The sequence below is a fragment of the Arthrobacter sp. 10L430 genome (genome assembly GCF_056395245.1).
In genome coordinates this window covers 72,100-82,647 of record NZ_JBFTJD010000021.1, presented here as the reverse complement: position 1 = coordinate 82,647, position 10,548 = coordinate 72,100, and the positions used below count along the sequence as shown (strand labels likewise).

Annotated in this window: 11 protein-coding genes; 8 read left to right on the top strand and 3 right to left on the bottom strand. The window is 66.5% G+C overall.

Annotated elements, in window-relative coordinates:
- Positions 1-489: 489 nt before the first annotated feature.
- The 3 genes from AC1DDG_RS16705 (at position 490) to AC1DDG_RS16695 (ending at position 2,856) form a co-directional block, all read left to right on the top strand.
- Complete coding sequence (locus AC1DDG_RS16705) at positions 490-1,527, top strand: alkaline phosphatase family protein (protein WP_476876910.1); 1,038 nt, start codon at positions 490-492, stop codon at positions 1,525-1,527.
- 17 nt (positions 1,528-1,544) lie between these two features.
- On the top strand, positions 1,545-2,081 hold the full coding sequence (locus tag AC1DDG_RS16700; RefSeq protein WP_476876909.1) for a hypothetical protein: 537 nt from the start codon (positions 1,545-1,547) through the stop codon (positions 2,079-2,081).
- A gap of 142 nt (positions 2,082-2,223) precedes the next feature.
- Positions 2,224-2,856, top strand: a complete 633-nt coding sequence (locus AC1DDG_RS16695) for a signal peptidase I (protein ID WP_476876908.1) — start codon at positions 2,224-2,226, stop codon at positions 2,854-2,856.
- Between the two features lie 20 nt (positions 2,857-2,876).
- On the opposite strand, the gene AC1DDG_RS16690 is transcribed toward AC1DDG_RS16695, so the two are convergent.
- Both AC1DDG_RS16690 and AC1DDG_RS16685 read right to left on the bottom strand, forming a co-directional pair.
- A complete protein-coding gene (locus AC1DDG_RS16690) occupies positions 2,877-3,329 on the bottom strand; it encodes a hypothetical protein (RefSeq protein WP_476876907.1) in 453 nt (150 codons plus the stop codon).
- A 44-nt stretch (positions 3,330-3,373) separates the two neighbouring features.
- A complete protein-coding gene (locus AC1DDG_RS16685) occupies positions 3,374-3,901 on the bottom strand; it encodes an AAA family ATPase (protein WP_476876906.1) in 528 nt (175 codons plus the stop codon).
- A gap of 141 nt (positions 3,902-4,042) precedes the next feature.
- Between AC1DDG_RS16685 and AC1DDG_RS16680 the strand changes: the two genes are divergently transcribed.
- Positions 4,043-5,416: a S1C family serine protease gene (locus tag AC1DDG_RS16680; protein WP_476876905.1), complete on the top strand. Its 1,374-nt coding sequence runs from the start codon at positions 4,043-4,045 to the stop codon at positions 5,414-5,416.
- Positions 5,417-5,467: 51 nt separating this feature from the next.
- Here the strand turns inward: AC1DDG_RS16680 and AC1DDG_RS16675 are convergent, their stop codons facing one another.
- Positions 5,468-5,977 (bottom strand): GNAT family N-acetyltransferase, encoded by a 510-nt coding sequence (locus AC1DDG_RS16675; protein WP_476876904.1) that lies wholly within the window; start codon positions 5,975-5,977, stop codon positions 5,468-5,470.
- 274 nt (positions 5,978-6,251) lie between these two features.
- Between AC1DDG_RS16675 and AC1DDG_RS16670 the strand changes: the two genes are divergently transcribed.
- The 4 genes from AC1DDG_RS16670 to AC1DDG_RS16655 all read left to right on the top strand — a co-directional run bounded on the left by AC1DDG_RS16670 (position 6,252) and on the right by AC1DDG_RS16655 (position 10,548).
- Positions 6,252-8,477, top strand: coding sequence for a S8 family serine peptidase (locus AC1DDG_RS16670; RefSeq protein WP_476876903.1), 2,226 nt, complete (start codon positions 6,252-6,254; stop codon positions 8,475-8,477).
- Between the two features lie 179 nt (positions 8,478-8,656).
- Entirely contained in the window at positions 8,657-8,863 is a 207-nt protein-coding gene (locus AC1DDG_RS16665) for a hypothetical protein (RefSeq protein ID WP_230118937.1), read from the top strand.
- Positions 8,864-8,962: 99 nt separating this feature from the next.
- On the top strand, positions 8,963-9,667 hold the full coding sequence (locus AC1DDG_RS16660; RefSeq protein WP_476876902.1) for a DedA family protein: 705 nt from the start codon (positions 8,963-8,965) through the stop codon (positions 9,665-9,667).
- On the top strand, positions 9,664-10,548 hold the full coding sequence (locus AC1DDG_RS16655; RefSeq protein WP_476876901.1) for a COG4705 family protein: 885 nt from the start codon (positions 9,664-9,666) through the stop codon (positions 10,546-10,548). Before AC1DDG_RS16660 ends, AC1DDG_RS16655 begins: the two co-directional genes overlap by 4 nt.

Genomic DNA, 10,548 nt, shown 5'->3' with positions numbered 1-10,548 from the left:
TCGTGATAGCCCTGCGTTCACTCATCGAAAGCTCCATGGCTCACAATGCCGACGCGGCAGACACCACCCCGGCGGACACGCCGCTACGCGGGCATTCTCAAATGATTCTTCGAATACCGCTACGCGGGCATCTTCGATGAGTCAACGCGAACGCTGGGAACAACGCTCGGGGAGGCCTATGCTGGTGCCAGCCGTCGGGGCCTCTGAACTCCGAAGATTCCCGATGCGTTGTTTGCCGACGGCTGCCGGGCAGGTCCATGAGAGAAGGACACGATGGGCTGGAAGGTCAGGCGGAGGCCGGGCAGAGGTCCCCAGCGGGGTGCACAGTGGCTGGCCCTTGCCGTTGCCATCATCATGTCGGGGGCGGCCAGCCAGCCGGCGCCGTCCCCGCGAAATGTGCCACTTCCCGTCAGCGCCGCTGCAACGACGGTCCCAACCTCGACGGCGGTCCCAGCCCCGACGGTGGTGCGCGTCCCAGCTGCAGTGTCGATGCCGGCGCCGACTGCGGCGCCCGTCCCGGTACCGGCCGCCGCGGCGGCGCCGGATGCATCTGCGGTGCTCCGGGCCGCGAGGCCCGGCCACGTCTTTGTGATCAACCTTGAGAACAGGGGCTATGGCACGGTCTGGGGTCCGGCGTCGAAAGCCCCTTATCTGTCCAAATTTCTGCGCGCCCGCGGTGTCCTGCTGTCGCAGTACTACGCGATTGCGCACAATTCCCAACCTAACTATCTGGCGCAGATTTCCGGGCAGCCACCGAACGCCATGACCCGTTCCGACTGCGGGACCTATTCGCGGTTCAGGCCGTCCGGTCCTCCGTACCGCGGCGTCTTCAGTGGCAACGGCTGCCTCTACCCGAGGTCCGTTCCCACAGTTGCCGGGCAGCTGACCGCGGCCAGGAAGAGCTGGAAGGGATACATGGAGGACATGCGCATTCCGTGCCGGCATCCGCAGCCCGGCGCCAGCGACGGGAGCCGGAGTGCCAGGCGCGGTGACCAGTACGCGACGCGGCACAACCCCTTCGTGTACTTCGAGGCGATCACGTCCTCACCGGACTGCAGGCGGCGGGTAGTTGATTTCAGGGCGCTCGCCGGCGATCTGAGGTCGGCCGCGACGACGCCCAACCTTTCCTACATCACCCCCAACCTGTGCCACGACGGCCACGACAGCCCGTGCGTGGACGGGCGACCCGGCGGTCTGGTGACCGCAAACGCCTGGCTCCTGCGGCAGGTGCCGCCCATCCTGCGTTCCCCGGCGTTCCAGCGCGACGGGGTCCTGATCATCACCTTCGACGAAGCCGAAGGGCGATCCGTGGGCCCTCCGGGGAGACCAGGCGGGACGGCCGGCGGGCGCGTGGGTGCCCTGGTGCTCTCACCCTTCGTCCGGGGCGGCACCACCTCTAACCGCTTCTACAACCACTACAGCCTGCTGGCCACCATCGAGGACATCTTCTCGCTGCCCCGTCTTGGTATTGCCCGCGGCGTAGGGGTCAACAGCTTCGGGCCCGACGTCTTCAATGCCCGGCGCTGACGTGGTTGGTTGAGCCGATGGGAAGAATTCTCGGATGGATGGCGGCGGCCGTGGTGGTCACGCTGATCTTCGGCAGCGTCTACGGCGCGTTTCAGCAGGTAGGCCGCCGGTCGGCTAATGATGCTCCCGCGGCTGCCGCCGCGGCCTTGGTGCAGCTTCCTGCCGGAACTGAACCAGGGCCGAGGGTGGAGCTGACCCCCGAAAGCGGACTGTTCGTCGTCGTGTACGGGTCCGACGACAAACCCGAGTCGGGGACTGCGACCCTTCACGGATCCCTCCCGGTGGTGCCGTCCGGCGTGCTCCAGACGGCACGCGATTCCGGCGTTGACACCGTGACGTGGCAGCCGGAGCCAGGCCTGCGGATGGCCATTGTGGCCCGGTCATCGGCAGGAAGGGTGGTGGTGGCAGGGCAGTCGCTGGCTCCGTACGAGGACAGGGACCGGACCACGATGATCTTCCTGGCGCTCGGATGGCTGGGCAGCATGGTTGTCCTCGGTGCGGGGTATACCGGGTCCGCTTTTCTGGGCCGGCGCGGCCGGGGCGGGGGTATTTAGAAATTCTTGAGGCAACCTTGACGGATTCCAGCATGCAGTCCTGAGGGCGCCCCGGCATTGTTCTGTGCAGCAGGTAAACAGCCAGAACAGAACGTGAGGCGCCGTCATGAAGAGCAGCCCATTGCCAGAGGGACGGCCAGGGATGCGGGCGCAGTTTGGCATGGACGCCGGCGGTAGACGCGGCGGAGGACGGTCCGCCTGGGCCTCCGAAACTCGTCGCGACCCGTCCACCGGGCCCGGAAGCTTCGCCAGCATTCTGCTGATGGTCCTGGGCTTCGCCGTGCTTGCCCTGTTCTTCGTGCCATGGGCTACCGGCTCCCAGACCTACACTGTGACCAGCAACTCCATGGCGCCGAAGTACTCCCCGGGAACGTTCCTGGTGGTGAAACCGGCGGCGTTCAGCGAGCTGAAATACGGCGACATCGTCACCTTTCAGCTCAGTCCGGGACGGCCTGAAGTCGAGACACAGCGGATTGTCGGATTCGGCGCCACCCAGGACGGCCAACGAACCCTGATCACCAAAGGCGACAACAACAGCGCCAGCAGCCCAACGCCCGTCCGGGCCCGCCAGGTCAAGGGGAAGCTCTACTACGCGGTGCCTTTTGTCGGCTACGCCGCCGACGCCCTGGGCAACGCCGACCGCCAGCTCTGGATGACCGTGGCCGCCGTCGGACTTATCGGCGTCGGTGAGCTGCTGATCTTCCGGACCGTCCGCCGTCGACGGGCCGCAGGCCACAGCGGGGCTAGGCGGCGCGCCGGGCGAACGTACGGCTGAAGTCCGCGGGCCACTGCATTTTAATCCGACCAGCGTTCCCAGTAGTCGTCGGCGGCCTGGAGGACCCGCCGCCGGTGGGTTCGTTCTCCGACGAGGGGATAGCCAACCGGCCGACCCAAGGGACCGGAAGCGCTGTTAACCGGAGTCAAGCTGACGGCGATCAAAAGCGCAACCGCAGGCACGGACGCGAAGGTAAGCAGTGCGAGGATCAGTCCATAGCTCAGCCCTGGCTGCTGCTGGTGCCGCGTCCTCAGCCGGAAGCCGCAAAGGTATGTGCCGATCGTTGTGCCACCGGCATAGAGCGCACAGTTGGCTGCCAAGGCTGTCAGCACCAGGCCCAGGGCTAGAGGGACCTGATGCCCGGGCGCAAGAAAGAACAACGAAGCCGCTGGTGCCCAGACGAGCAGCGAATCGATAAGAAGCGCCAAGAGAAGTGAAGGCCAGTCAACGGTCACGGGTTCGGCGGTATCCACGCAGTGATTCTCCCATGCGACAACCGGCAGCTTTGCCTGGCAGGCTACCACCCAACGAGCGTGCGAACGACATGGGCAGCCTCTTGGGGGCTCTGGCTGCCGATTGCCACCACATGGGCGTCCAGGCGGGCTTCATTCAGGATCCGATGCAGCTCCACACTGCGTTCCAGGTGCCAGGCCAGCTCCGGGCTGTTGGGCTCGTGCCGATTCCTGAGCCTGTCCTGAATAGTTTCGAGAGACGGATCTAACCGGACCACTGTCAGGTCTCCTCCGCCCAGGGCAGTACGGTAGCGATCCACCTCGGCAGAATGCTCAACGACCCCTGCAAGGATGAACCGCCGAACGCCAACCTCGCGATAGTTCAATGCCAGCGACTGGAGGTTCCGGAGCTCGAGTTCATGGTTAAACCGATCAGTTGCGGGCACGGGCCAGCTCCGCCGCAGCCCATCCAGATCGATGACGGCGTTGCTGATTCCGTCGTCGACGAGCAGCCGGTGCAGGGCCTCGCCCGTGGTGGTCTTTCCGGATCCAACTGTCCCGTTGAGGAAAACGCTCTCAGTAAGAGTGGCCATCACAGGAGTCTAGGCGTGCCTCCCAAATAGGTTGACCGTCTTCCGGGAAATGCTCACAGCTTCGTCACAGGAGCCGGACAGACGGTCGATAGGACCGGCGTCGAGTATGAGGTCATAGCCTTCGAGAAGTCAGGATGACCGATGAACGAGTATGAACGTCCCACGCAGGATGACGACACACAGGTTGACTACATGCAGGTTGACTACATGCAGGGTGACTACATGCAGGGTGACTACATGGAGCGCGGCGCCGGCGAGGGCGCCGGGGCAAATCCAGCGGCTCCCGGCCCGGCGGCTGCGAGCACAGTCCCCGCCTGGGCGGCCGGGTCGAGGGCGGCCGGGACCACCACAGCAGGCATGACGGCAACCCGCCCGAGGGAACGGAAAAGGGTGGGTCCTGCGGTCTTCGTCACCTGTCTGGTGGCCGCAGGTCTGCTGGGCGGAGGTACCGCCGTCGGGACTACCGCTCTGTTGAACCCGCCAACCCAGGGGTCAACCACGGCGCAGGCCCAGATCACGCCGGTGATCGTCAACAACACCTCCAGCGTCAACGCGGTGACCGCTGCCGCCCAGAAGGCCTCGCCCAGTGTGGTGACCATCAGCGCAAGTTCCGGCAGCTCCGGCGGCACCGGCTCGGGCATCATTCTGGATACGGACGGCCACATCCTGACCAACACGCATGTGGTCACCCTGGACGGGCAGGCCGCGGACGCAGCCATCGAAGTCCGCACCAGCGACGGGAAGGTTTACACGGCGAAAATCGTGGGCACGGACCCGCTCTCGGATCTGGCCATCATTCAAATCACCGCCCAGGGCCTGGTTCCGGCGACGCTGGGGGACTCCGGCGCGGTCAAGGTCGGCGACGCCGCCATCGCCATCGGGGCACCGCTGGGACTAAGCGGCACGGTGACGGACGGCATTGTCTCGGCGGTGAACCGCACGATTGAAACGGACTCCTCCGCCACCTCGCAGACCGACTCCTCGACGTCGGGGCAGGGCTCCATCAGCATCAACGTCATCCAGACTGACGCGGCCATCAACCCCGGAAATTCCGGCGGCGCCCTGACCAACACGCAGGGTGAGATCATCGGCGTCAACGTGGCCATCGCCTCGGCCGGATCGTCCTCCTCATCCGCCCAGTCCGGCAACATCGGCGTCGGTTTCTCGATCCCGATCAATGTGGCCAAGCGTGTGGCCCACGAAATCATCGCCACAGGCGCCGCGACGCACGGCCAGCTGGGCCTTTCGGTGCAGGACAAGGCCTCCGGAACCTCGTCTGACTTTACGACCGGGGCTGAAGTGGCCGCCGTAACCGCAGGATCCGCGGCGGACAAGGCCGGGCTGAAGGCCGGTGATGTGATCACAGAACTGGCCGGACGGACCGTGACTGACGCCTCTGAGCTGACGGCGGCCGCACGGGAACAGGCTGCCGGAACCACCGTCAAGGTCACGTTCCTGCGCGGAGGCCAGACTCAGGCCGCCGACGTCACACTCGGAGCAGCCACCGCCGGGTGACGCCGCAAAGACAGGTGACGCCGCCAAGACAGATGACGCCGCAGAAACTGGTCAGTCGTCCCCGGTCCGCTGGTTCAGGCGGCGGAAGTCCCGGGAAAGATACAGGGCCATGGCAGCGGCGTTACCGCTGTGGACGCTGACTGCAAGGATGTTGTGTCCCAGGGTGTGCAGGACGTGCATGGCATGGCGCAGGAGGTCTTCGGCGAGGCCCTGCCTGCGGTGATCCGGGTGGGTGAAGAGTTCGGCGATAAAAGCCGTTCCCGGGCCGGAGCTTCCGACGTGCCGGTCCGTGATGATGATGGCCCCCGTGATGCGGCCGTCCGGGCCAACCGTCAGGAGTGAGGCTTCGGGGATGGGGGTGCCATGCGCGCCGTCGAAAATTGTGCCGATCCTGTCGACGGAATGAAAGCCATCTGAATGCTCCTTTTCCGGGTCGTAGGCGCGCAGATAAAGGTCTTTTAGTTCGGGCAAGTCGCTGGCGTCAAGTGGCCGGGGAATACGGGCATCGGGCTTGTGTTCCTGAGGCCCGACGAGAGCCGCGAGGGAGATAAGAGGGACCATGGATGACCTGCCTTTGGCCAGTGGGGAAAAGACTCTTGCACACAGTGTGGGGCATTCCCGCCTCCGGGGGAAGACGCGGGACTGGACCCCCGGTAACCGCAGCCTTAACAACGCGGTTCGGGGAAGTCGCTCTCTTCCGGCAGTCAGGTTTCGGCTGGCCCAACAAAAAGTCCTACCCAACAGCTACACTCATTTTGGATGCGGCTAGGGGGTTGCATCCTAACTTCCGCGCCCTGACCAGTTGTGGTTGACGCGCCGAACAGGAATGGTCTCGATGTCTCACGCGCGCCGATCGTATTTCTCCTCCCTCTTGGCCTCGGCCGGCGTTGCGGTGCTGGCCGCCGGTGCGCTGATCGGGCCGCCGGCGTCGGCGGACGATGTGCCGGCCCCGCTGCCGGCAGTGCCGCCCGCAGCCTCGATTGCGCGGCCCTCCTCCGGTGCAGCAGCGGCGACCAACCAGTTCATTGTGAAGTTCAAGGACGGGGCGGCTACCGTCCCCGCGGAGCGGGCAAAGACCTACGGGCGGGCCGCCGTCAAACTCGGCTCCACCGTGAAGGACCTCCGCGCCACGTCCGGCGGCGCCCGCGTGCTGCGGACCGCCAACAAACTGGGCGCCGGCGATTCGGCAAAGCTCCTCGCCTCACTGCGTGCCGATCCCGCCGTGGCCTATGCAGAGCCCGACGTCCTGATGCACCCCAAGGTCGCCGACCCGAACGACCCCTACTTCCCGTTCCAGTGGAACCTGTCCCAGCAAACGGCCGGCATCAAGGTGACCCGGGCCTGGGACGTCACCCAGGGCGCGGGCCAGGTGGTGGCCGTGGTGGACACCGGCATCACCCGCCACGACGACGTCAACGCCAATGTGCTGCAGGGCTACGACATGATCACCGACCCGGACGAAGCCCGCGACGGCAACGGCCGCGACTCCGACCCCACCGACGAAGGGGACTGGACCGACCCCGGATTCTGCGCGGCCGATGCGGCCGCCACCGAGTCGTCCTGGCACGGCACCTTTGTGGCCGGCATCATTGGTGCCGTCACCGGAAATGCCGACGGCATCGCCGGTGTGGCTCCCAAGGCCAAAATCCTGCCGGTCAGGGCCATGGGACCCTGTGGCGGCTTCACCTCGGACATCACGGACGCCGTGATCTGGGCGTCGGGAGCTCCCGTGGCTGATGCGCCCCTTAATCCCACCCCGGCGCGCGTCATCAACCTCAGCCTTGGTGGCACAGAACCGTGTTCGCAGACCTGGCAGGATGCCATTGACACCGCCACCGGCCGGGGTGCCGCTGTGGTGGTTGCTGCCGGGAATGAGAGTGTGTCCGCTGCGACCTCGGAGCCCGCGAATTGCCAGAACGTCATCACTGTGGCCGCCAGCGGTCCCAGCGGTTCGTTTGCCCCGTACTCAAACTTCGGCCCCAACGTGGACGTCACCGCCCCCGGCGGCGACATGACACCGGCTCCCGGCGGGAACCCGGACGACAGCGTTTCAGGCGGCATCCTGTCCATCCGCAACGACGGCGCGACCACCGCCCAGACGGACTCGTCCTACTACTTTGCCGAGGGCACGTCCGCGGCCGCCCCGCACGTTGCCGGCGTGGCCGCGCTGCTGATGGCGCAGATGGGGCCGACCGCAACGCCCGCCGCGGTCGAGGCCCGCCTGAAGCGGACAGCACGTCCAGTTGCCGGCGGCTGCCCATCAGGCTGCGGGGCCGGCCTCGTGGACGCCGCCGGCGCGGTTCTGCACATCAACGTTGTGGTGGCCGCCGGCGATCTGAACGGTGACCGGAAGTCCGATGTGCTGGCCCGGGACAACTCTGGGGCGCTGTGGCTCTACCCCGGCAACGGCAGCGGCGGCTGGCTGGCACGGGTGAAGTCCGGCACGGGCTGGAACGGCATGACGGCCGTTGTCGCTCCCGGCGACTTCAACGGGGACGGCAGGGCCGATGTCCTGGCCCGCGACAGTTCCGGCGCGCTGTGGCTCTTCCCCGGCAACGGGCGGGGCGGCTTCCTCGCACGGGTGAAGGTGGGCTCCGGCTGGAACGCCTTCACGAGCATCATCGGTCCGGGCGACATTAACGGTGATGCGAAATCGGACGTCCTGGCCCGCGACACTGCCGGCGTGCTCTGGCTGTACCCGGGCAACGGGCGGGGCGGCTGGCTCGCACGCGTCAAGGTGGGCTCCGGCTGGAACTCGATGACCGCCGTCGTGGGTCCCGGTGACATGAACGGCGACCGGAGGGCCGACGTGCTGGCCCGCGACACCGCCGGTGCGCTGTGGCTGTACACGGGCAACGGCCGCGGCGGTTTCTCCGGAAGGCTGAAGGCCGGCATCGGCTGGAACGCGATGACGGCCATCGCCGCCCGCGGCGACTTCAACGGCGACCCCAGGAACGACGTCCTCGCCGTGGATTCCGCCGGCGCACTCTGGCTGTACAAGGGCAACGGCGCGGGCGGCGGCTTCCTGGGGCGGTCTGCTGCCGGCTCGGGCTGGAACTGACGCCCCCGCTCAGGAGAGTCTTGGGACTTTGAGACGGCCGCTGCGTCTGCTGACGCGGCGGCCGTTTCCCGTTTCGCTCCGGTGTCTCGACGCCGGCGCCTACTCGTGCTTTGCTGTTCCTTGGGCGGACCGCCCGCCCGGCATGCGACCGGGCTTCACTTGAGCAAAGGAGCTTCACAGTGGCTGGCCTCAGCAGTAAGTTCGATTCTGAATACGAAAGCAAGAGCATCGAGGAACTGGCCAAGGCACCCGTCGGTGCACTCCAGGGCCTGTCCGAGTCCGACGCCCAGAAGCTCCAGGAGGCCCTCGGCATCAAGACCATCAAAGACCTGGGCACCAACAAGTTCTTCCTGTGGGCCCAGGCTGTGGCAAAACTGGCCGAATAGTCCACACAGCACCGGGAACGCCAGCCCGCCGTCCACGACGGCGGGCCGGCGTCCGTTTTTCTTAGGGTTTTCTTTGAGACCGCGGGCGAGAGTGGTTTCATGCATACTCTTCATGCCTTAGCGCTGGCACCTGCCGTGGCGTCGTCTGCCGGGATCCCGTCCCTGCTGGACCCGGCCGCCCTGCTTCAGGGCCTGGGGCCGGCCACACTGTCGGTCATCGCACTCATGGTGTTCATCGAATCCGGCGTCCTTTTCCCGTTCCTGCCCGGTGACTCCCTGCTCTTCACGGCGGGACTCCTTCACCAGCAGCTGAACCTGGCGCTGCCGGTGCTGATCGGCGTCATCACGGCGGCGGCGGTGGCCGGGGACCAGGTGGGCTACATGCTCGGACGGAAATTTGGCCGCCGGTGGTTCAAGGACGATGCGAAAATCCTGAAGACCTCCCATCTGGACAAGACCGAGGACTTCTTCCGCCGCCACGGCGGACCGGCCATTGTGCTGGCCCGCTTCGTCCCGATCGTGCGGACCTATGCGCCGCTGAGCGCGGGGATCGCCCGCTACGGCTACAAGTCCTTCTCGCTGTGGAACATCGTGGGCGCCCTGGCATGGGCCACGTCCGTGACGCTGCTGGGCACCTGGCTGGGACACTTTGAGATCGTTGCCAAGAACATCGACGTCATCGCCGTGGTCATGGTCCTGGTCTCCGTGGTGCCGTGGGGCATCGAATACCTCAAGCACCGCCGGGGCAGGAACGCCGACGGCGGCGCTGACGCCGACGTGGCCGCGGAGGAACGACGCGCATGACGCAGCACGAATCCCGCTCATCAGCCGACGGCGCCGCAGCCGGAGTTCTGGACGTTCAGCCTCCGGGCGGTGCCCCGGAGTCCGTCCGCGGAATCGCGTCCAAAGTCCCGGAAATCACGGCCTGGTTCTGGGCAGCAAAAGTGCTCACCACCGGGATGGGCGAGACCACCTCGGACTTTATGCTCCATTCCCTTGCCCCGGAAGTGGCGCTTGCCCTCGGCGGTGCCGGCCTGGCCGCGTCGCTGATCCTCCAGTTCCGGGTCGGCCGCTACATTCCCTGGGTCTACTGGCTGGCCGTGGTGATGGTCAGCGTCTTCGGAACCATGTCCGCCGACGCGGTGCACGTGGTGCTCGGCATCCCCTATCTGGCGACTACGGCGTTCTTCCTGGCCGCCCTGGCAGCCTGCTTCTTCCTCTGGCATCGCAGCGAGGGGACCTTGTCGATCCACAGCATCTTCACGCGGCGCCGCGAAACCTTTTATTGGACGGCGGTTCTGACGACGTTCGCCCTCGGCACGGCAGCCGGCGACATGACCGCCTACAGCCTCAATCTGGGCTACCTGGCATCCGGTGCCATGTTTGCCCTGGCCATCGCAGCGCCGGCCATTGCATATTGGCGCACGCTGCTCCCCGCTATCCCTGCGTTTTGGTCCGCGTACATCCTCACCCGGCCGCTCGGGGCATCCTTCGCCGATTGGTCCGCGGTGTCCACGGCCCGTGGCGGGCTCGGCTGGGGGACAGGTCCGGTGAGCCTGGGCCTGGCGCTGCTGATCGCCGTCGTGGTCGGCTTCAGCACTGCCCGACGCCGGCGGCCCGCAGGAACAGCGGCAGGGGAGGTTGCCGCCGGCAGCCGTCTGCAGAGCCCGGCACGAAGGGACTGA